The sequence below is a fragment of the Microbacterium sp. 16-032 genome, assembly GCF_041079455.1.
GTDB classification, from domain to species: domain Bacteria; phylum Actinomycetota; class Actinomycetes; order Actinomycetales; family Microbacteriaceae; genus Microbacterium; species Microbacterium testaceum_A.
In genome coordinates this window covers 665,871-687,128 of the sequence record NZ_JBFYGQ010000001.1, presented here as the reverse complement: position 1 = coordinate 687,128, position 21,258 = coordinate 665,871, and the positions used below count along the sequence as shown (strand labels likewise).

Here is a 21,258-nt window from a genome sequence, read left to right as displayed (position 1 = left end):
TCAGTTCTCGGTGGGTTCGGCGAGCATCGCGTCGAGCCGGTCGATACGGCCGCGCCAGAGGTCTTCGTACGACCTCAGCAGCTCTTGCGCCCGGGCCAGGGCAGCGGGGTCGGCACGCACGAGTCGCACCCTCCCCTCCGCACGCTTGGTGATCAGCCGTGCCTCGGCGAGCACGGCGATGTGCTTCGACACCGCCGCGAACGACATCGCGTATCCCGCGGCGAGGTCCGACACCGATTGCTCGGAGACGAGCGTGCGCCGCACGATGTCGCGCCGCGTGGCATCGGCGAGGGCGTGGAACACCCGGTCGATGTCGGCGTCGCTCTTTTGTTCAACCATTTGGTTGTACGTTAGCGGTTCGGGGGTGGGGTGGCAAGAGCGGCGCTCCTCGTCCGGGGGTGAGGACGCGCTGAGCGTCTCGCGTGAGCGGGAAGACGCCTTCCGCGACGCAGGCCCGCCCGGTTCATCGCGGAGGCGATATCGAATGGATGCCGGCGCTGGTCAGGGTGTGGCGTCCAGCTCGACCGAAGTACCGGGTGTCGACGAGTGCCGGGCCGCCAGCGTGATCGCCTCCGCTGGTGCGCGTCCGGACGCAAGCATTCTCGCCACCGCCGCGATGCGGACGCTGGCCTGTCCGTCTCCGTATGGAGTGGGGAGCGAGGGATCCGGCCGCTCGGAGCGCAGGAAGTGCTCCACGGCTGCGGCGATGTCGACTCCCGGGCGAATCAATGTCGCCCACCCCGCCTCAACCGCCTCGGGTCGCTCAGTGCTGTTGCGGACGACGGCGACCGGCACCTTCAAGACCGTCGCCTCCTCCTGCACACCGCCCGAGTCGGACACCGCGACGGCCGCGGCCGAGAGCACGTGCAGGAAGTCCGTCGACGCAGGGGATGGGTGCAGGATGAGACCGTTCGTCTCACGCTCGAGCCCGAACCGCTCGATCGCAGCGCGTGTGCGGGGGTGGACGAAGAACAGCACCGGCATCGAGAGACCGTGCAGGCCACGAAGGACGCGGGCGAGCGCCGGAGCGGAGTCCGTGTTCTCTGGGCGGTGGATCGTCGCGATGGCGAAGGCCGGCGGGAGGATCCCGCGCGGGAACCAGGAAGCCACCGGGGCGGCGCTACGACGAGCGGCCCGATGCGTGGCTTCCACGATGGTGTTCCCGGTCACCATGACGCGTTCCCTGTCGACACCCTCGTTGATGAGGTTCACCGCGCTGCGCCGCGTGGGAGCGAAGTGCACGTCGGAGAGGGCACCGGCCAGGAGTCGGTTGATCTCCTCGGGCATCGCACGGTCGTAGGACCGGAGCCCGGCCTCGACGTGACCGATGGGGATCCCGAGATAGTTCGCCGCTTGTGCCGCGGCCGAGACGGTGTTCGTGTCTCCTTGGACAAGGACCGCCCCCGGCCGCCGCTCCTCGAAGACCGCGGTGAGCTCGCCCAGCATGCGGGAGATCTGTTCTCCCCGCGACTTCCCCCCGACCCCGTCCACGCGGATGTCGGGTTCTCCGATGCCGAACACCTCGCGGTATTGGCCGGAGAGTTCGTGGTCGTAGTGCTGGCCGGAATCGATGACGAGGGCGTCGTCGCCCAGCTCTGTGATGACGGGCGCCAGCTTGATGATCTCGGGGCGCGTGCCGTAGACGACCGCGACTCTGCTCGCGAGGCTCACTGCTCGACTCCCGTTTCGATCCTGATCATCCTCATGTCTCCGTCCGATTCGTCATGACGCGCCTGGAAGGGGCGCTGAAGAGTGGAGCCTGAAGAAGCGCCGCCATGACGCGGATCGACGTGCGACTACCGATGATCGATCGACACGATCTTGGCGACATCTCCGCGAGCGTCGAAGATCCGCGAGAGGTGCCGCACCTGCTCCAAGACCACCCTTCGGCTGGCGACCAGGATGTCCGGGTTCGACTGGTGGATCTTGGCTTCGAAGGCCTCCAGTGCCGCCAGATGCGGGAGGGTGACTTTCGTCAGGAGGTTGTGCGCGCCGGCCACCAGGCTCACGTTGTTCACACCCGTGAGTCGAGCGATGTCACGGACCGTCTCAGAGACGGCGGCGGGCGGAACGCGCATGCCCAGCCAGACGACGGGACTGCGAGGTCTCGCCGAGGGCACGAGTTTCGCCCGCACGCGGAGAGCGCCCTCGGTGACGAGCCTGCCCAATCGCCGCGCGACCGTGGACGATGAGGCACCTGTCGCACGCGCGATGTCAGCGACGGAGGCGCGGCCGTCACGGGAGAGTTCGAGGCAGATGAGCCAATCGAGGTCATCGACGCGTCCGACCGAGGGCCTGAGGGTTCCGCGGCGATCTCCCTTCAGAAGCTCTCGAGCACCTCGCGGAAGCACACCGGGGGCGGCGAAGCCGCTCTCGACGTGGACGGCGACGACCGGTTGCGAGACCACCGCGTCGACCCCCGCGATGGCGGGGAGCCGGTCCAGGACGAAGGCCGCCAACGCAGCGGAGGACGCCGCGCCCGCGAGGACAAGGATGTCGCTCCCGCCGCTGACGATGTCCACGTACACCGCGTGCGCGTCTTCCGCGATCGCCGTGGCCACGGAACGCACACGGTCGGCGCCGCATCGCACGGAAATGAACGCGGCATTCGTTTCCCGGGTCAGCAGGGGATAGGAAGTCACATAGGCCCGGCCGGACTCCCGCATCGCCTCCCACCGCCGGGCAGCAGTGGCAGGATCGATACCCACAGCGGCTCCCACCCTGGTCCATGAGGCTCGGGGAGAGATCTCAAGGGCGTGGAAGATCGCGAGGTCGATCTCGTCGGGCATGATCGGTTCCGGCATCGGTGGGCGGTTCAACGGGGGGTCCTGTGGGGGCTGTCCATCAGGGGCGACACGCCCCGGGGCCTCATCCCCTCGAGACGCGCGTCGGGGTCAGGTGCAGGCGGGCACCCCGAATCACGGGAGTCAGGACGTGCCCTCCCTCTCGATCGCCGTGTCCTCAGCGAGGGCCGTCCCCCAGAAGAGGGTGATCGCCGCCAGGAGGACCGCCCCGGTGATCAGAACCACGATCGATTCGATGATCCCGTTCGCCCAGGCGTGAACGGGAGCGGTCACGATCAATCCCACGACGCCGACGAGCATCCCCATCAAGCGCTGGACGATCATCGACAACGTCTGTTCGACGGCCAGGCACGACACCAGCATCCAGAAGTAGCCGACAGCCATGACGGATGCCGCGAAGCACACCACCCAGCCGATGAAGTAGTTGTGCGTCTGCGCCCAGATCAGCGCTCCGGCGACGAGAAGCGCGGTGTGGGTGACCCACTGCACGCTCGCCGCGCGGAAGCGCGCGAGGTAGCGGTCGCTCAATCGATCGCGAAGTGCACGTTGGCTGATGGATCGCACTCCGAAGAGCGCGGTCAGCAGAAGGAATACGCACACCCGCAGCCAGAACGGACCGTCGACGACCGTCGTTCCGGCGAATTGCCAGAGCAATGCGGCACCGGCTCCGACGATCGTCACATCGATGACGAGCGTGAGCAGATGGAGGAGGGCGACCGTGAGACGCGGCCGGAGCAGCGTTCGACCGCTCCGGTGGTTTCGAGAGGGTGTGGTCGCACGCGATGTGGTTGCGGGCGGGGTGGTGTCAGCGTCGGACATCGTCACCGGGGGCTCCGTTTCGGTCAGTGGTCTTTCGCCGTCGGTCCGACGACGTGAAGCTCAGCGTTGCGGCGGGTCTTGGCCCACCCGTTCTTGCCTCGCACGACCCGCCAGAAGGCGCGCGCGGTCGAGACGAAGATGTACAGCACGAAGACCCAGAGCCCGAAGCCGCGCGCGAGCGTCACGGGCCAGCTCGAGTCAGGCTCGCAGCGGAGCTTGTAGAGCACGGCCCAGATGAAGAACGGCGACAGGCCGAAGACGAACCAGAGGGCGATAGACAGGCCGAGGAACGTCCAGTCGACCGTGAAACTGGCCGGCGTCGTGACGAACGACGTGACGAGAAGGCCCCAGAGTGCTCCGAAGACGACGACACCGAGCAGTTGGATGAACGGCAGGAAGAGATAGTAGATGCTCTCCAGAACTCCACCGGAGTCGAAGTGAGGCGAGCGGATGATCTCGGCCAGGTATTTGACGCACTGGATGTTCCCTTGGGACCAACGCGAACGCTGCACGATGAGTCGGCGCAAGCTCGGCAAGGCTTCTTGCGCCACGTATGTCGAGTGCACGTGCCGGTTCTCATATCCGGCGAAGAGCACGTGCAGGCCGAGCTCGTAGTCTTCGAGCAACGCGCCGTGCCAGGGTCGCCCGAACTGCTCAGCGATGGCATCCAGGACGGACAGGCGCGTGAACTGCCCGTTTCCGCCGAGTCCGACGGTGCCGGTGCGTGTGCGCAGCGACTGCATCGCGGGGATGATCGTACGGAATTCGATGTCCTGCATCCGGATGAGGTATCTGGCCAGAGCATTCGCGGCGCGCCCCTTGTGCGGGTACGGCCGGGGGTCGTCTCGGTTCTTCATCCACACGGTGATCTGCGCGGCGCCCACTCGAGGGTTGCCGAAACAGGAGTCCGACGCGACCGCGGTGAGGGCGGTGGATGCCATCTCCCCGTCGGCATCCACGACGCACACGATCACACGCTCCCGGTCCGCACCGGGGGTGATCCAGTCGTTGAGGGCGGCATAGGCGCTGTTGAGAGCGTCGCCTTTCCCGGTACGCGCGTCCGGGCGGAATCGCCGTACCAGGTGCACATGGTCGTCGGTCGCCGCATGATCGAGGACGATCGATGCGGTCTCATCGTCGCTGTCGTCGTCGACGACCCAGAGGTGGGCGTGGGGAAATCGCTCGCGCTGACGACGGATGGTCGTTGCGATCACTGCCTCTTCGTCGCGGCACGGCACGAAGATGTGCCAGCTGAACCGGTCGGGGTCACCCGCGACCTCGGATCTCTGCCGGATGAACGGCACGACGATGAAGGCGACGTACGTCAGGAAAGAGACCGTCAGGACGAGCGAGATGGAGGAGAACAGCGAGAGCATCAGGCGGCGATGGTCCGTCGAAGTGGGCGCCGGTGGGCACTCGTGAGGAGGAACAGCAGGGCGATGCCGGCGCAGAAACCGACGATGGCCAGCGCGGATCCGACGTAGCGGTGCGAGACCTGGTATCCGAGATCCATGCCCCACGTCTGGCTGGCCCAGCCGATCATTCCGAGGCGCAATTGGTTGGTGACGAAGATGACGGCGATCATGACGACCGCAGCCGCGAGGGCACGGACGAACGCGATGCGGCGAAGGAGAAGGGTGATCCCGTAGAAGAGAAACGCCGGCGCCAGCAGCACCGCGGCCGAGCAGCCTGCCGTCACGTGGAAGGCGATGGGAACGCCCTCGACCTGGACGACGAAGTTGTCCCGCAACGCGATCACGCCGCCGGGAAGAAGCGGATTCAGCCAGAACGCGGTCGTCAGCGCCTCGCCCACGGCGATCTGCTCGATGAAGATGATGCTCGCCACCGCGGCGAGGATCGCCCCCCACGCGAGAATGCGCTGCGCCCCTTGCGGCCGCATCGTCTCGGGGGACCTGCGCCGGCGACGCACCTGTCGATCGGACGACATCCGGTCCTGCCTTTCTTTCACCGTTGCGAGGCCCGAGTCCATATGTGAACGGACCCGGGCCCCGCGGGGTCTACTGGTTGATGCGGCGAAGACGGTGCGTACGGATCCGAAGGAGGGCTCCGACGAACAGCGCGACCGCAGCGACCACGAGTGCCGCCGTGGGCGACACACCCCCGGTGGCGGCGAGCGTTCCGCCCGCGATGAGCACGGGCTGTGCACCGGCGCCGGGGCTATACATCGACGCTCTCCATCGGCTCGTTCCGCACGGTCATCAGGCGCGGGCGGAAGAGGCGGCGCGCTTGCGACGCGTCGCGGTGAACCCGAGGGTTCCGAGACCGAGCATCCCGGCCGCCGCGATGCCACCCACGGCCGGATCGATCACGGGGCTGTCGGCCTGAGCAGGGGTCGAGAACCCGAAGGTCGACTCACCCGACGTGACCGAGCGGTCGGTGGGAGCGTCCGTGCCCGTGCGGGTGACGACCATACGGCCGTCGAACCGCGTGTTGAACGCCGCCGTCGAGCTCACCTGAACCGGCAGAACGTAGTACTGATCGGGAAGGAACCCCGTCACGGTCTGCGGCGGGTTGATGAGACGCCCGCTCGTCCAATCGCAGGTGATCTGGGTCGACGAGACGAGGGTGCAATTAAGGGCGCTCCCGGTGGACACCTGCTCACCGTTGTTGCGCTTGATGAACGTGACGTTGGCCGACGGGAACGTCGTTCCCTGAGGTGCGAAGAAGTCGATCTTCGCCCCGTCGTTCGTGCCCGCATTGGTGCTGGAACTGACCGCGCCGGTCATGAGCGTCCCGGTCTGCCCGGGGCTCAAGACCTGATTCGGGGATGCCGGTCCCAGCGTCGTCGCGGCCGACGCCCCCATCGCACTGCCTGCGACGGCCGCCATGACGAGCGCTGCCACCGCGCCGATCTTGCCTACTCGTGTGATGCCACTCATGGTTATTCCTCCTGTGTCGCCGAGCACGACGTGCTCGTAAATCACGTGCTGCGCAGGGAATCAAAGGACCGACCTGCGCAGGTGCTTATGAGGAGGGAGCGGCCACGCAGACATGTATGACGCGAGAAATGACAAGTTCTCGCGGAGACATCCCACCCACGGAAACCTTCCTGCCTGCGAGGCACGCTTTCTCGCTCCCCTGCACGCTCCCGGTGGATCTGCTCTCGCGCGGTGAAACGCGGAGAGAGCATCTGCATACCCGAACGTCGTTCACCCCGGTGATCCGGCCCAGAGGTTCTGGCCGCGAGAGCGTGGAGGTGAATCATTCCCTCCCCTTACGGATGAATGACCCACCCCCACGGCGCCGAACGAGCGAAAAGCAGTGAAACCGCTCGTCCCGCACTGATAAGGAGAAGCCCCGGTTGCCGCGGAGGTCGATCCTCTCCCCACTCTGGGGGAGGCCCCGCGGCGACTGTTATGACGCACAGCAGCCCGAGAAACACCAGGAATCGCTGTGCGGGGCGTGTTGCCGTGTACCCGCAGCGTCATCACTCGGGACGCGGCGGCGGCTTTTCACGGAGGACGTGAGGGACCACCGCAGATGATCGCGATCCGTTCTCCCGCGGATCCCGTCATGACCGTCGAGATGTGATCTCCCCTGAGGGAGGGGGATCCCCCAGCTTGCACGTCGACTCCGTGCAGGTTTCTCCCTCCGTACGCGCGGATCGGGGTGGTCGATCCCACTCGCCACCTGTCCGGCGCGGTGGGGATGGGGACGCGCCGCGTTCCCATCCCCACCCCTCTCCCGCTCGGCGCCTCGTCCTCCGACGCTCTCCTCGTCTGCGACACTCCCCGCAGATGCGTCTGCGCGCGGCGCACGTGATGTCACCGGGGCCGGGATCGATCCGGTATCTCGTGATCTTCGCCGTCCTGCGTCATAACCACGGGGGAGATGGTCTCGCCCGTTCGGAGGGGGAGACCATCTCCCCCGTTACCGACGTGGAGAATGAAATGAATCACTGGCATGACCGTCCGCGCGTACGTCAGGGACCACCCCGGAGGAGCCTTGCCTCAGTACTCTCCGTCTCTATTGCTGTTGTCGCCATAGCAGGAGTCGGCGTAGCGACCGCGGCCCCCGCACAGGCATCGGCGGGAGACGCCTTCGATCCGGCTGCGCCGGCGGTCTTCATCGCGCAGGGAACGCCCACACAGCTGTACAAGGCAGAGACGAGTGGGAACGGGAGCTACGCCTTTGCGACAGAAGGCCCGGAGGAGCCCGTGCGGCACAGCGCGCTCGGCTTCAACCCCGCGGACAACTACCTGTACGCCATGGTCGATCAACGAGACACGACCTCGCTCCCGTTCGGATCACTCATCCGTATCGGCCGAGAGGGCGTCATAGAACGGGTCGGAAACAGGGTGTACGCCCACACGGGCGGAGGAAACCGTTGGTCTTCGGGCGCTTTCAACCCGGACGACGGCCTCTATTACGTCGCTGACTCCGGAACCGTCGCGGTCAATAACCGCACCCTGCTCGCCATCGACGTCACTACGGGTGCCGAGGTTCGACGCATCCAACTCCCCGAGGCTCTCCTCGCCCAGGATTTCACCATCCGAGACGGGTTCGCCTGGGGCGCCGGCCCGGGCGGCGGACTACGCCGCGTCAACCTGTCGAACGGGCGCATCCGCACGTTCACCGACGTGTTGCCGGCGACCGCGGGGGGCTACGGAGCAGCGTGGACGTTCGGTAACGGCAACATCGGCTTCTCCGCCAACGACACCGGACGCGTGTATCAGGTCAGCATCACGGATCCGGGCTCAGCGACTCCGTCGATCGCTCTGGTCTCGAGCGTGGACGGCCCGCGGTCGGATTTCAGTGACGGTGCCGCGATCCCCGGCTTGCCCAGCGATCTCTCCCTCACCGTTGACGGGCCGGCGACGGTCGTCTCAGGGACGCGGGTCGAGTACGCCATGACCGTCACGAACAACGGTCCCGGGGTGTCCAGCGGCTGGACCGTCAGCGACACGCTCCCGTCGGCGCTCACGAACCCCTCCGTGGCGGGTGAGGTCGGTTTCGCGGTCGACCGCTCCGATATCACCGTGTCCGGCGGTCGTCTCAGCGCCGGCCAATCGACGACTTTCCGCATCTCCGCAGAGGCCACGGCTGCTGCCGGAGACCAGATCTCCCACACCGCAACGGTGACCAATAATCAGGCAGACCCGGTGCCGTCCAACAACACCGACACGGCCGAGGCCATCGCCGCCGCGCGCTCGTACACGGTCGAGAAGTCGGCCGACGTCGATTCCGCCTCGGCGAGCGAGACGGTGAGGTACACCGTGAAGATCACCAACACGGGGAATGTGGATTATCCCGTCGACACGCCTGCCTCGTTCGAGGATGAGCTCGTCGGAGTTCTCGATGACGCCACATACAACGACGACGCGACGAACGGTGCCACCTTCGCCGGCTCGACGCTCACCTGGATCCGCCCGCTCGCGGCCGGCGAGACGACGACGGTCACGTACACCGTGACGGTGAAGACCGGGAGCGCCGGCGACTCCCTGCTCACGGGGAGGCTCCTCGCGACGGGATCAGGAGGCAGCTGCGGAGGCGAGTGCGCGAGCTCGACGCCCGTCGGCTCGTTCCGAGTGACCACGACGAGCGATCACGACACCGTGCGCCCCGGAGACGTCGTGAGGTACACGACGACAGTGGAGAACACCGGACGGGTGCCCTACACGGTCGGCCGACCCGCGTCGTTCGCCGACGATCTGAGCTCAGCGCTGGCGCACGGTTCGTACAACGACGACGCCACTGAGGGGGCCGTCGTCGAGAAGGGGAAGCTCACATGGTCGGGTGCGCTCGACATCGGAGAAACCGTGACCGTGACCTACTCCTTCACCGTCACGCAGGCGGCCGAAACCCCACGCAGCCCGACCGCCCCCGGCCCGGCTGAAGCCACCTGTGCAACGAGTGCGCACGATGCGGCCTGCAGATCCGCGGCAGCCGGCAGCCCGCCGGAACTCGCGACGACGGGCTCGCGCCTCTGGGCCGGCGGAGGCATCACCGCGGCAGCCCTTTCCGCGCTCGGGCTGACCCTGATCATCGCCCGCCGTCGCCGAGGCGACCTCGAGAGCGTCTGAGGAAACGTGGCCACGGTGGCTCCCGGACCCGGCCACCGTGGCTGCCTCGACACCGATCGACGCCGTCGGCTCCGGGTATCACCAGCGATCTCTGAGACGTCTCGACCTCATCGCGCGGGGCGACCGGGCGTGATCCTCCGCGGGTGCGGAGAACGTGGGGATCACGTGAGTCAGCACGTCAAGCCGGAGTTCCACCGGTGCGTAGTGATGGGTGAAGCCATTCTCGTCCAGGACGGTGATTGTCACGATGGCGTGCCCTCGAGAGGGAAGGAAAGCCTCTTCGCGGGGTGAGTGCCACATCAGGCGTGCCCTCGGAGGGGCTGCTCGGCGGAACCCCGCATGCATGTGAACGGGAGCATGGGACATCCTTGCTTCTGCGCCTCAGGGCGCGGGACAGAACGACGTATTCGATGAACGAGGACCGGGAGGGCGCGGGACGCTGCCCTCTTGTCGAACCCTCGGCGCTCGGAAGCGGATAAGTCTTCACCTCCCGAAAGGCTGGAGGGAGTAGACGAGGACGAGAGGGCCCCAGAAACCGCCCATGACCAGGGACAAACCGACGATCGCCGCGCGAGCGTGGGTGACGCCCCAGGTCATCTCAGCGTCCTGGCGGTCCTTACCGATCTCGTCCGACCCGGGCACCCGCGCGTCATCGAACTGTCGTGTAGAGGCAGCTTCACTTCTCATCTCGCTCCGTCCCTGATCGCCAGAACGCTTCCGACTACATGGAGGAGACGTCGTCGCCACCTTCATGACGTGAGAGGAACGGGGTTCGTCGTGCGGCTTTCTCACCGCCATCTCGAGTCGTGTCCGTCTAGGTGGATTGCGCGACGAGCGTGTCGAAAATGCCCCACGGCAGCGTGATCGTCCAGCGGCCCTGGTCGTCCGCGGTCGCCGTTCCGAGCGCGTGAGGACCGTTCCAGATGACGACGAGACGGCCGGAGGGGGCGCTTCCCTGGACGGCGATGTCATCGCCGACGGGGTCGATGGTTCCGATGGCGGGTGCGAGGCGATCTGTCGGGGGAGAAACGTCGACGTGCCACGAGCGATCGAAGACCGTCTCTTCGCTCTTGTCGGACATCAACGCCAGCCGGGCCGAGCCCGTCAGGGCGCCTGGTGCCGCATCGCTGGCGACGGCGACCTGGAGATAGATCCTGCGGGTGTCCCCCGATCCCCACACCCACGTCGCGTCTGACGGAGCAGTGGGGTTGGCCGCCACCACCTCACACCGCAGAACGCGAGCGTCGTCTTCGGTGACGCACGCCGTGAAACCGATCGCAGAGACCGATCGGGAACTGCCGGCGTACTGGTAGTCGTTGACCAAGGTGCTCTGAGGACGGAAGGTGACCCCCGCAGGCGCGATGAACACGGCGGTGGATCCTCGTATCGTGTCCGCTCGCTGAGCGAAGGGTTCACCCTCGTTGACGACTTCCACGGTGGCGATGCCCGCGCCACCCGCGGCGATCGTCGAGAGAGTGAAGGTCGTCGACACGGGTGTCGATGACACCGACACCCCGGGGCTGGTCGTGGGCTCGATCAGGCCTTTCGGTGCGGTCAGCGGGCCGATAGCGTCGCCGGCCCGGGGTGCGGGGGTCACGACTCTCGCCGAAGGTGAGGGGGTGGGTTCCGGATCCATCGGCGACGGGGTGGGGGCAGATACGCTCGACGCCCCGTGGGCAGAGTCGGGAGATTCCGCGGTCTGGGACAGGGATGAAGGGGCCGCCACAGATGTGCCGGTGGAAGAACGACCGGCATCCTGAGCCATGGCGATCGCCCCGACGGCGAGGACCGCGGTCACCGCGGCGGTCGCGGCGATGGTCGTGGTGGAGGCCCGACTCAGGCCGTCGAAAGACTGGCGGAGGCGCGCGCTGAGACGCGCGGCGAACGTCGGTGGGGTTCCACCGAGCACGCCCGCCCCGAGCGGAGGGGAGGCCCCGAGCGGCAGGAGGACCGCAAGGGCACCGATCGGGAGGACAGCGAGGTGCTCCGCGTCTCGAACGAGGACGGCGCACGGCACGCACGTGTCGAGATGAGCGCGGAACCGTTCCCTCTGCTGGGCGGTCAGCGCCCGGCAGACGTAGCGTCCCGCGCGTTCTCGGACCCATCGGTGTTCCCCTGAGCCGAGGTCGTCGCCGACATGGACCTGGACCCACGCTTGCTTGAGAGCCACCCGGGCGCGGTATGCCAATGCGGCGACGCTGTTGGGCTGAAGGCGGAGTGTGGGAGCGAGGTCCGCGGGGCGTTGGCCCTGCACCTCCGTCGCCCAGAGTATGCGCTGCCATTGTTCGGGGAGCGAACTCATCGCCTCCTGGAGTTTTCCTCGGTTCGCGGTGTCGAGCAATGCCCCGCCCAGGTTCGCGTCGTACCCAGGCTCGTCGACGTCGCCCAGCGAGACCGACCCCGGCGACTTCGCCCACTTGATCGCAATGTTTCTGATGGTCACAAAGAGATAGGGCCGCAACGCGTCGTTCGGACCACGGCCATTGCGCAGGGTCGAAAACACGCGAAGGAATGCTTCAGAAACCAGATCATCAGCATCGAAACGACGCGTCAGCGAGGTTGCGTACCGGTGCGCGGCCCGCTGGTGCCGGCGCCAGAGCTCCTGCAAGGCATCGGACGATCCGCTGCGCGCTGCTGCGAGAAGCTCTCGATCGTCCACGGCGGGCGCGCTCAAGACATCGTCGCTCACGAGGCGTCCACCGCCCCGTCAGCGCTTCGTCGAGCGCATCGAGGTCCACGAGCCGATGACGCGTGGATGAATGCGGCGGACGGTCGGACATCGGCTCCCCGCCCGACGCGCGGGCAGAAAAGGCGGGCTCGAAACATTGTGCGGTACTCCTCAGGCCGCTTCGGGTGCGACCAGGCGCCATATTCACAAGCCGTCCGCTAGACAGCCCAAAGTGCAGGATTCCTTCATGTACCGTTCATGAATGCAGGAAAAGACACTCCTCGACGAGACCGACCTCGCAATTTTCCACGCGGTGGAGATCGCTCCCCGTGCATCGTGGGCGACTGTGGGCGCGGCCGTCGGCGTCGACCCGGTGACCGCCGCGCGACGGTGGGATTCGATGCAAGAAGCCAATCTCGCGTGGGTGACGTGCTATCCGCTGCTGACGCGGGGAATGGCTGCTGCATTCCTGCAGATTCAGTGCAAGGTCGCCTGCGTTCGAGCAGTGGCCGCGATCATCGCCGAACTTCCGCACGCTATGACCGTGGAGATCGTCAGTGGAAGCTCCGACATCTTCATGGTCGCTTGCGCAAAAAGCCACCAAGACCTCAGCGAGCTCATCCTCGAGTCGCTTCCGAGGATTCCCGGCGTCGAGAAGATCCTGTCCCAGCCCACCGTGGCAACCCATCTCGACAGAGGCCTGGCTGCGGCCGGATCCATGGAGCCCGGCTCTCGCTCGCGCCTTCCGGCGCACGACCGAGGCACCCTCGTACCGTCGACCGGGCGGACCGACGATCTCGACTGGGCGATCTGCATGGAGCTCAGTCGCGACGGCCGATCATCCGTCGCCGCTCTGGCGCGTGCAGTAGGTGCGTCGGAGTCCTCCGTGAAACGACGCGTCTCCAAGCTCATCTCTGCCGGCGCGTTGCACGTGAGGGCGGCGCTCGCGCCCGCCGCGATCCCGACGAGCGCCATTGTGTGGATCGGCCTACGGGTGCCCGCGGGGGACGTCGGTGAGGCCGTCTCTCGGATCACTGCCCTTACGGGGACGACCTACCTGGGTTTGGCGGCCGGGCCCACCAACATGCACGTGCGGGTTGCTCTCCCCCATCTGGCCGCACTCGAGGCTTTCGAAGCGAAGATCCACCACATCAACCCGCGAATTGATATCGAGGGTCGGATGGTGGTGTTGGAGATCGTCCGGTACGCATCTCGAACCTTCGATAAGCACGGACGCGTGACGGGAACGGCTTCGAACGACATTCGCGCCTCCTCACCGTGACGCAGCGTCTGCGCGGACTCCCTTCGACCGAGTGGCACCGCGATCGCCCATCACCCGGTCAGCTCAGGCCTCGACCAGCGCCCCGAGCGGCCCGTCCGGCAGCACGACCCAGCCCTCGCGCCGGGCGACGGGCAGCACTCCGGATGCCGGACGCTCGAACACCCCGAGAGCACCGGCGCGCGTGGCCAGGGCGGCGATGACGGCGTCGAAAGCATCGGCCTTCGCGACGGCGAGCGACCCGAAACCTCCGAGGTCGAGCCACGGTGCGCGCTGCGACAGCGCGTCGAGAAGGATCGCGCGGCGGGTGGCATCCACTCGGTATCCGCTCGTGTCGAAGCCCCACAGGCGCAGCGACCCACCGGGATAGACCTCGAACAGGCGCCCCTCGGCGGCGCGGTCGACGGGGAATCCCGCTGCGGCCAGGCGGCGCAGCAGACCCGCGCCACGCAGAGCGGTGACCCCCAACCGGTCGGTCGAGACGCTCAGCGGCCAGCGGCCGATGCGCTCCCGCACGACGTGGTCGGTGTGGCGGTAGACGAGCGTGCGACGCCAGTCGGCTCCCCCGTCGACCGGCCCGAGCCGCGGGTCGACATCGGCGTGGTGGGCCTGCACGAAATCGACGAACGCGTCGGGCCAACCGAGCGGGCAATCGACGCCGAGCCAGGCCTCGCCGGCCGAGACGGACGCCACGATGTCGGCATCCTGCATCCCGATCTCGAGCCGCGTCAGCCGAGCGGAGGCGCCCGCCCACTCGACCTCGGCGAGGGCGGTGCCGGGGGCTCCGGCGGCGAGGTCGACTCCGACGGTTCTCATCCCGTCGAGCCTAGGCGCCGTGGCAGACCGCGCGGCCCGTCAAGACCTCGCCGAAAGCCCACGCGACCTGGGAGGATCGGGACATGGCAGACGACGATCTCCCCGATTCGCTCGAACCGGCCGTCGACATCCCCCCGCGCGAAGAACCGCCGGCACCCCCGACGCCGAAGGGCGATCTCCGCGCCGTGTCGATCGTCGCGATCGTCACCGGCGTGATCGTCATCGCCTGGTACCTCTTCATCGCCACGGCGAGCGCGATCGCCGAGATCGACAACCTGCCGTTCATCCAGATCGGCATGTGGGTGCTCGCGGTGGTCTCGTTCGTGTGCGGAATCCTGAGCCTGAACGCGCGCATGGCGCGCGAGCTCGCCGCCGCGGGGTTCATCGCCGGGGTCGCCGCCGGTCTGCTGTCGGTGACGATCGGTCTGTTCAGCGGCCTCGAGCTGCTGGGCTGAGCGGCCCCGGAATAGCGTCGCCGCGAGCGGGGTTGCCGCTCACATGACCTCCCGCGCTGCGCTGGAACGCGCTCTGTCCGCGATCGACGTCCATCCCGGACGCGCGTGGCAGCAATCGTTGTCGACGGGCGAGAGCGTGACGCTGTCGCGGGGCGAGGCCGCGATCGTCTACGTGCGATCCGGTGAGCTCACCGGTCTCAGCGCGGCGCGATCGGGCTGCTCCGTCAACGCCTCAGCCGGATCGGCGGCGGCTGTCGAGGGCGAACGCACGCTGCTGGCGGGCGACGCGTTCATCTCTCTCGGATGCCACCCGCTCGGCCTTTCCTCGCAGTCCGGCGCCGAGGTGACCGTCGTCCCTCTCGAGGTGGTTCCGACGGTCGACACGCGCGCTCTGCCCCCGGTCGTCTTCGTCAGCGGCTTCGCCCGCGCCGAACCCGCGGCGGCCGGCCTCGCCGCGCACCTCGGCATCCCTGCTCCCGGCGGGGCCGGCGATCGCCACGGCGACGAGACCATCTGCAAGCTCATGGTCACCACGGTGCTGCTCTCGGCGCTGCGCGCGTGGGCGGCATCCGACCAGGACCTCTCGTGGCCGCCGCGCACCAGCGATCCTTTTCTCGCTCGCGTCGCCGCGGCCATCGACGCCGACCCGGGGAAGGAGTGGACGATCGACCAGCTCGCCTCGCTGGGCGCCATGTCGCGCTCGGTGTTCGCCGCCCGGTTCCGCGAGGTCTTCGGCAGCTCGCCGGCGTCCTACGTGACGGCGGTGCGCATGCGCCGCGCCAAGGACCTACTCGAGGCCGGGACCTCGGTGTCGCAGACGTCCCGCGTCCTGGGATACGCCTCCGACGAGGGATTCCGCCGCGCCTTCCGCCGCCATGCCGGCGTCGCCCCCTCGGCCTGGCGCAACGGCCGGCGCGCGATCACGGCCTGAGGGCGCGCTGTAATTCGGCCCTTCCCGCGTCCGGCCGCGGCACGCGGACTACGACGTTCGGGCTCCTGACGAGCCTCCCGCCACTGCCGAAGCGAGAAGCACGACCGCCCGGCACCAGCGCGACGCCACCCGCCCCGCCAGCACCGCACCCCGCCCGCGTCACCCCGCGACGGACCGACGCCGCAGCGACAGCCCGAACGACACGGCGCCGATCACGAGCAGCAGGATGCCGATGGCATCCACCGTCGTCACCCCGGCGGCGTCGACGAGCAGACCGCCCAGGCCCGCCGCGATCGTGATGGCCAGCTGGAAGCCGGTGACCACGAGGCTGCCGCCCGCCTCGAGACGGTCGGGCATGCGGTGTCCGACCCAGGTGTTGACGATGATGAGCCACGACGAGAAGAAGAAGCCCCACACGAGTACGGCGGCGGCGACGACGGCGATCGCCGACGGGAGAAGGACGAGGGCCGCGACCGCGAGTGCGATCACCAGCGGTCCGACGACCGCGAGCCGCGCGAACGCCCGGTCGACGATGACGCCCACGACGATGTTGCCCACCAGTCCGCCGACGCCGAACAGCGCCAGCAGCAGCACGATGGTGCCCGCGTCGACACCGGGGATGCGCTCAAGCGACAGGCGCACGTACGTGTACGCGAGGAAGTGCCCGAGCACCACGAGCACGTGGCCGACCATGCCGCCCGCGACACCCCGGCGACGCAGGGTGTCGACCAGGATGCCGAGGGTCGACGCCGCGGCCGGGGGCACGGGCGGGAGCACCAGGCGCACGGCGACGCCGACCGCCGCGGTCGCCCCCGCGACGAGGAGGAAGGCCAGTCTCCAGTCGAGGGCTTCGCTCAGCGCCACGCCGAGGGGAACGCCCGCCACCGTCGCGAGCGACAGGCCCGCCGACCCGAACATGACGGCCCGGCCGATGCGTTCGGGGCTCGACAGGCGCGCCGCCACCGTGATCGACATCGACCAGAACGAGCTGATCGCCGCGCCCAGCAGGAACCGCGCCATGAGGATGGCGACCAGGCTCGGCACGATCGCGACGACGAGGCTCGAGATCGCCGCTGCCGCCGCCGCGCCCGTCAGCAGGGTGCGGCGATCGAGACGGGGCAGGAGCAGCCCGACGGTCGGGGCGACCAGAAGCCCCGCGAGGGCGGTGACGGTGACGGTCTGGCCCGCCTGACCCGGGGTGATGCCGAGCGAGGCCGCCATCTCGGTGAGCACGCCGTTGGGGAGGAACTCCGCGGTCACGAGGAGGAAGCTGAGCAGCATCACGACGATGAGACCGCCGTAACGCATCGAGGGCGGGGCGGAGAGCGGAGTCGGAACGGACGCGGTCGTGGTCATGACTCGATGCTCGTCCGGCGCCGCAGCTCGCGCCCGACCGATCGTCCGCGGCATCCCACCATTCGTCCGGCCGTGGCGTCTCGCGCCGCCGGCCGTCCTGCGGAGCCGAGGTGCGACACGCCGAGCCTCCGCGGCGAGATCGCGGCGTATCGACCGCCAGCTCCGCAGGACGGCGCGCGCTCACCCCGCCAGGGCACGCCCCACGTACCGCGCCGAGGGGCGGATGATCTTCGGATCCCGGGCCTGCTCGAGCACGTGCGCTGTCCACCCGACCGTGCGGGCGAGGGCGAAGGTCGGGGTGAACATCGCTCGCGGAATGCCGCACTGCTCCATGACCACGGCGGCGTAGAACTCCACGTTCGCGTGGAGCGGGCGCTCGGGTCGCCGCTCCGCGAGCTGTCGCTCGGCCTCTCGCTGGAACGCCAGCGCCTGGGCGACGCGGTTTCCGCCGAGATCGCGCGCGACGGCGCGCAGCAGCTCGGAACGCGGGTCGGCCGTGCGGTACACCGCGTGACCGAAGCCCATGAGTCGGCGTCCGGCGTCGAGTTCCGCCGCAATCCACGCCGCGGGGTCGTCCCCTGCGCGGTCGAGGCTGTCGAGAGCGCGGGCCGGGGCTCCGCCGTGCAGCGGTCCCGAGAGTGCGCCGAGCGCACCGGAGAGACAGGATGCCATGGCCGCCCCCGTCGAGGCGATGACCCGGGCCGTGAACGTCGAGGCGTTGAAGCCGTGGTCCATCGCGGCGACGAGGTAGGCCGACAACGCGCGGACATGGGCGTCGTCGGGGGCGCTCCCGGTGACGCGAGCCAGGTAGTCGCCGACGACTCCGCGACCGGTGCGGGCGCCGGCCGAGGGGCGGGAGGCGGACAGCACGAGGGGGGCCACGGCCGCGAACGCGACGGCGTCGTCGAGGCGGGCACCGTCGTCGAGGTCGTACAGCGGGCGCGCGCCCCGCAGGGTCCAGACCGCGCGCAGCGCCGCGAGGGGGTCCGCGGTGAGGACGTCGACCCGGGCCGCCAGCCGGCCCAGGTCGGGGTCGGCCTGCGCCGCGGCGACGCGGGCGGCGAACGCCGCGCTCTCGGCCGCATCGGGAAGCGCGCCGACCGCCAGCAGGTGCCAGACGTCTTCGAACGACCGCGTGCGGGCCAGTTCCACCGCCGAGAATCCGCGGTAGTGGTAGACACCGGCGTCGCCGTCGACGTCGCTGATGGTCGTCTCGGCCGCGACGACGCCGTTCAGGCCGCGGGGCACATCGATCAGGTCGCTCATGCGCTCAGTGTGCGAACATGACGACGACAGCGTCAACGTTGATCGGATCAAGATGAGCGCGCCTCTCCCCCGTCTCTCCGCCGCTCAGGTGGCCGCCCGCCTCGGCGTCAAACCCGAGACCGTGTACGCCTACGTGTCACGCGGCCTCCTCACCCGCGAGCGCGACGCCCGCGGCTCGACCTTCGACGCACTCGAGGTCGAGGCTTTCGCCGCCGGTCGCCGTCGCGCGGCCGTCCGGACGCCCACCCACCCCACGACCGGCATGCCCCTCGGGGTCGTGCAGACCGACGTGGCCGACATCGAAGACGACGAGCTGCTCTACCGGGGGCGGCGTGCCCGCGACCTGATCCCTCAGCCGTTCGCCGAGGTCGTCGCCTGGCTGTGGAACGCGGAGCGCATCGACGCCCCGGACCCCGCTATCGGCAGCGCCCGCGCGATGGTCGGTGCGCTCCCGCTCCCAGCCGGGGCGATGGACCGCCTACGCGCCGCTCTCACCGGATTCGCCGCCGACGACCCCCTGCGTTACGACGCCTCGGCGGACACCGCCCACCGCATCGGCTGGACCCTTCTCACGGGCCTGCCCGTCGCCCTCGGCGGGCGCCCGCACCCCGATCTCGCGCGTTCGCTCACGAGCACGTGGACCCCCACCGCCGACGACGTGACCATCACCGCCGTCAACGCCGCACTGGTCCTCGCCATCGACCACGACCTGGCGGTCTCGACGTTCGCCGCGCGCGTCGCGGCCTCGGCACGCGCCGACGGCTACGCCGCCGTCAGCGCCGCCCTCGGTGCGGCCGACTCCCCGCTGCACATCTCCGCCGCGACCCGCACAGCGCGACTGCTCGCGCGGGTGAACCGCGGTCAGGAACCCGAGCGGGCACTGACCGACGCGCTTCAGGAGGGCAACGGCATCCCGGGCTTCGGTCATCCGCTCTACACCGGGGGCGACGACCGGGCCGCGGCACTGTTCCCCCTTCTGGCCGGACTGCCCGACGGAGACCGGACGATGGATGCCGTGCACCGGTTGTCCGAGGTCGTCGCCGCCCGGACGGGGTTGCTGCCCAACGTGGACCTCGCGCTGGCGGCGCTCGTCTCGGGCGCCCGCCTGCCCGACGATGCCGCGAGCACGATCTTCGTGCTGGGGCGGATCGCGGGATGGATCGCGCACATCGCCGCGGAGTACGCCGAACCCGCGATGCGACTGCGCCCGCGCGGGGAGTACGTGGGGCCGTGAGGGTTGAACCTAGCCATATTCCTGGCTAGGTTGCACGGCATGATGTACAACGTCCTGGAGGCGCGGAACAGCCTCTCGAAGCTGATCGCCGACGTCGAGTCGGGCGCCGAGGTGACGATCGCTCGACGAGGTGTCCCGGTCGCGAGGATCGTGCCGATCGATTACGTGCCCCGGCGCGCAGGCAACGCTTTCGCGCAGTGGCTCGAGGAGCATCCCCTGACTCCCGAGCGCGCCCGCCCGGTGAACGAGATCGAAGCGATCATCGCCGAGAACCGAGCAGCCGGGGCGTGATCTACATCGACAGTTGCCTGGTGATCTACGCGGTCGAACGCGACGACGAGATCGGTGAACGCACACGCGCCACCCTCGCTCGCGCCGACGAGCCCCTCGCAACGAGCCCCCTGGTCATGATGGAGGCGTTGGTGAAGCCGATGCGGGCCGCCGATGCCGAGGCGCAGCTGACCATGTGGAGCGCCTTCGATGCCTTCGAGCTGCTCCCGGCCGACCCCGATGCGTTCCTCGATGCCGCGCTGTTGCGTGCTCGCTACAGCGGGCTGCAGACGGCCGATGCCCTCCACCTCGCGATCGCCCGCCAGGCCGGATGCCGTTCGCTGTGGACCAACGACTCGCGCTTGGCGGTCGCATCCGGCGGTCTCGCCGTCGACATTCTCAACGATCCCGATGCGGCCCGGGTCGCCTGATGCGCCGCACCGCAGCCCTCGTCATCGCCGCCCTCTGCGTCTCGCTCTCCGCCTGCTCCGCCCCCGCGCCCGAGCCGCAGACCGCGGCGAAGCATAGCGACGGGCGCCTCCGCACCGACCTCGCCCCCCTCGCCGAGAGATACCCGCAGCTCGCGTCCGCCGAGTCGGTCGAGTGGATGGGCGGCACGCTCGGCTCGCGCGATGTCGGCCCCTCGACGTACTGGGTCGACGTGATCGCGGTCATGCCGGAGTCCGAGATCGACGTCTACCGGTCCACCGCGGACCTCGTGAAGGTCGATCCGCCCACCCTCGTCGACGATCTCGCGCCGAAGCTCCCGACCGGTCCGTTCGAAGGAAGCCCGGAGCTCGACGACCTGTTCTCGTCGGGCGGTCACGGCGCGACGGTCGCCATCGACCCGCAGACGCGCACGGTGGTGCTGTCGGGGGTCTTCGGCTGACACTCAGTCCTTCGCCGCGCCGACGAGCGTGAGGACGCTGCTCAACCCCTTGGGCGTTCCCGGCCAGTGGCGCTCGATGGCCGGCATCCCGGCATGACGGATGGCGAAGCGCAGCGCGATCGCGACCACGATCGCGTCGTCGGCGTAGCCGATCACCGGCAGGAAGTCGGGCACGAGGTCGATCGGCGAGAGCAGGTAGGCGAGTAACCCGATCAGCCACCACCGCGTCGCCCGCGGCACGGCCGGATCGACGGCGAGGCGGCGCACCAGGCGGATCACATCGGGCGCCAGGCGCAGCAACGCCCGCCAGTCGACGTCGCCACCCGAGCGCCGTTGCTGCCACCACAGCACGGCGATGAGTGCCCCCCACACGAGCACGAAGCCCGCCACGACGCCCAGGGCGACGATCAACCACTCGGGCATGGCC

Annotated in this window: 22 protein-coding genes and 1 pseudogene; 8 read left to right on the top strand and 15 right to left on the bottom strand. The window is 68.8% G+C overall.

Features of this window, described 5'->3' with window-relative positions; all coding sequences use genetic code 11:
* The 8 genes from AB6V31_RS03130 to AB6V31_RS03095 form a co-directional block, all read right to left on the bottom strand.
* Entirely contained in the window at positions 1-339 is a 339-nt protein-coding gene (locus tag AB6V31_RS03130; protein ID WP_369363983.1) for an ArsR/SmtB family transcription factor, read from the bottom strand.
* 162 nt (positions 340-501) lie between these two features.
* Entirely contained in the window at positions 502-1,671 is a 1,170-nt protein-coding gene (gene wecB, locus AB6V31_RS03125) for a non-hydrolyzing UDP-N-acetylglucosamine 2-epimerase (protein WP_369363981.1), read from the bottom strand.
* Positions 1,672-1,796: 125 nt separating this feature from the next.
* A complete protein-coding gene (locus tag AB6V31_RS03120) occupies positions 1,797-2,789 on the bottom strand; it encodes an Lrp/AsnC family transcriptional regulator (RefSeq protein WP_369364125.1) in 993 nt (330 codons plus the stop codon).
* Between the two features lie 138 nt (positions 2,790-2,927).
* A complete protein-coding gene (locus tag AB6V31_RS03115) occupies positions 2,928-3,629 on the bottom strand; it encodes a hypothetical protein (protein WP_369363979.1) in 702 nt (233 codons plus the stop codon).
* Positions 3,630-3,646: 17 nt separating this feature from the next.
* Complete coding sequence (locus AB6V31_RS03110) at positions 3,647-4,999, bottom strand: glycosyltransferase family 2 protein (RefSeq protein WP_103207194.1); 1,353 nt, start codon at positions 4,997-4,999, stop codon at positions 3,647-3,649.
* Positions 4,999-5,571: an exosortase/archaeosortase family protein gene (locus AB6V31_RS03105; RefSeq protein ID WP_369363977.1), complete on the bottom strand. Its 573-nt coding sequence runs from the start codon at positions 5,569-5,571 to the stop codon at positions 4,999-5,001. Before AB6V31_RS03105 ends, AB6V31_RS03110 begins: the two co-directional genes overlap by 1 nt.
* Before the next feature lie 70 nt (positions 5,572-5,641).
* Positions 5,642-5,809: a hypothetical protein gene (locus AB6V31_RS03100; RefSeq protein WP_180993409.1), complete on the bottom strand. Its 168-nt coding sequence runs from the start codon at positions 5,807-5,809 to the stop codon at positions 5,642-5,644.
* Positions 5,810-5,842: 33 nt separating this feature from the next.
* Complete coding sequence (locus AB6V31_RS03095) at positions 5,843-6,523, bottom strand: hypothetical protein (protein ID WP_369363975.1); 681 nt, start codon at positions 6,521-6,523, stop codon at positions 5,843-5,845.
* Positions 6,524-7,801: 1,278 nt separating this feature from the next.
* Here AB6V31_RS03095 and AB6V31_RS03090 point away from each other — a divergent pair.
* Positions 7,802-9,667 (top strand): DUF11 domain-containing protein, encoded by a 1,866-nt coding sequence (locus tag AB6V31_RS03090; protein WP_369363973.1) that lies wholly within the window; start codon positions 7,802-7,804, stop codon positions 9,665-9,667.
* Positions 9,668-10,150: 483 nt separating this feature from the next.
* Here AB6V31_RS03090 and AB6V31_RS03085 read toward each other — a convergent pair whose 3' ends face one another.
* From AB6V31_RS03085 to AB6V31_RS03075, 3 genes and pseudogenes are all read right to left on the bottom strand, one after another.
* Positions 10,151-10,309: a hypothetical protein gene (locus tag AB6V31_RS03085; RefSeq protein ID WP_369363972.1), complete on the bottom strand. Its 159-nt coding sequence runs from the start codon at positions 10,307-10,309 to the stop codon at positions 10,151-10,153.
* Between the two features lie 172 nt (positions 10,310-10,481).
* Complete coding sequence (locus tag AB6V31_RS03080; RefSeq protein ID WP_369364126.1) at positions 10,482-11,264, bottom strand: hypothetical protein; 783 nt, start codon at positions 11,262-11,264, stop codon at positions 10,482-10,484.
* Between the two features lie 420 nt (positions 11,265-11,684).
* Positions 11,685-12,326: pseudogene (locus AB6V31_RS03075) on the bottom strand (sigma-70 family RNA polymerase sigma factor); the annotation flags it as partial.
* Between the two features lie 271 nt (positions 12,327-12,597).
* Between AB6V31_RS03075 and AB6V31_RS03070 the strand changes: the two are divergent.
* Positions 12,598-13,617 (top strand): Lrp/AsnC family transcriptional regulator, encoded by a 1,020-nt coding sequence (locus AB6V31_RS03070; protein WP_369363970.1) that lies wholly within the window; start codon positions 12,598-12,600, stop codon positions 13,615-13,617.
* Between the two features lie 63 nt (positions 13,618-13,680).
* On the opposite strand, the gene AB6V31_RS03065 is transcribed toward AB6V31_RS03070, so the two are convergent.
* Positions 13,681-14,430: a DUF429 domain-containing protein gene (locus AB6V31_RS03065; protein ID WP_369363969.1), complete on the bottom strand. Its 750-nt coding sequence runs from the start codon at positions 14,428-14,430 to the stop codon at positions 13,681-13,683.
* Positions 14,431-14,513: 83 nt separating this feature from the next.
* On the opposite strand from AB6V31_RS03065, the gene AB6V31_RS03060 reads away from it, so the two are divergent.
* Both AB6V31_RS03060 and AB6V31_RS03055 read left to right on the top strand, forming a co-directional pair.
* Positions 14,514-14,885 carry a hypothetical protein gene (locus AB6V31_RS03060; RefSeq protein WP_056225328.1) on the top strand — a complete coding sequence of 124 codons (372 nt, stop codon included), beginning with the start codon at positions 14,514-14,516 and terminating at the stop codon, positions 14,883-14,885.
* Positions 14,886-14,928: 43 nt separating this feature from the next.
* Positions 14,929-15,816 (top strand): helix-turn-helix domain-containing protein, encoded by an 888-nt coding sequence (locus AB6V31_RS03055; protein WP_369363967.1) that lies wholly within the window; start codon positions 14,929-14,931, stop codon positions 15,814-15,816.
* Between the two features lie 159 nt (positions 15,817-15,975).
* Here AB6V31_RS03055 and AB6V31_RS03050 read toward each other — a convergent pair whose 3' ends face one another.
* A complete protein-coding gene (locus AB6V31_RS03050; RefSeq protein ID WP_369363965.1) occupies positions 15,976-17,172 on the bottom strand; it encodes an MFS transporter in 1,197 nt (398 codons plus the stop codon).
* A 180-nt stretch (positions 17,173-17,352) separates the two neighbouring features.
* Positions 17,353-18,438, bottom strand: a complete 1,086-nt coding sequence (locus AB6V31_RS03045) for a citrate synthase (protein WP_369363963.1) — start codon at positions 18,436-18,438, stop codon at positions 17,353-17,355.
* Between the two features lie 52 nt (positions 18,439-18,490).
* Between AB6V31_RS03045 and AB6V31_RS03040 the strand changes: the two genes are divergently transcribed.
* Genes AB6V31_RS03040 through AB6V31_RS03025 form a run of 4 tightly spaced genes read left to right on the top strand, consistent with a single transcriptional unit; the run spans position 18,491 to position 20,831 of the window.
* Positions 18,491-19,672 (top strand): citrate/2-methylcitrate synthase, encoded by a 1,182-nt coding sequence (locus tag AB6V31_RS03040; protein ID WP_369363961.1) that lies wholly within the window; start codon positions 18,491-18,493, stop codon positions 19,670-19,672.
* A 39-nt stretch (positions 19,673-19,711) separates the two neighbouring features.
* Positions 19,712-19,963, top strand: coding sequence for a type II toxin-antitoxin system Phd/YefM family antitoxin (locus AB6V31_RS03035; RefSeq protein WP_369363959.1), 252 nt, complete (start codon positions 19,712-19,714; stop codon positions 19,961-19,963).
* Positions 19,960-20,373, top strand: coding sequence for a type II toxin-antitoxin system VapC family toxin (locus AB6V31_RS03030; protein WP_056225317.1), 414 nt, complete (start codon positions 19,960-19,962; stop codon positions 20,371-20,373). Before AB6V31_RS03035 ends, AB6V31_RS03030 begins: the two co-directional genes overlap by 4 nt.
* Positions 20,373-20,831, top strand: a complete 459-nt coding sequence (locus tag AB6V31_RS03025; RefSeq protein ID WP_056225314.1) for a hypothetical protein — start codon at positions 20,373-20,375, stop codon at positions 20,829-20,831. Before AB6V31_RS03030 ends, AB6V31_RS03025 begins: the two co-directional genes overlap by 1 nt.
* A gap of 3 nt (positions 20,832-20,834) precedes the next feature.
* Here the strand turns inward: AB6V31_RS03025 and AB6V31_RS03020 are convergent, their stop codons facing one another.
* Positions 20,835-21,254, bottom strand: a complete 420-nt coding sequence (locus tag AB6V31_RS03020; protein WP_369363957.1) for a YkvA family protein — start codon at positions 21,252-21,254, stop codon at positions 20,835-20,837.
* Positions 21,255-21,258 lie beyond the last annotated feature (4 nt).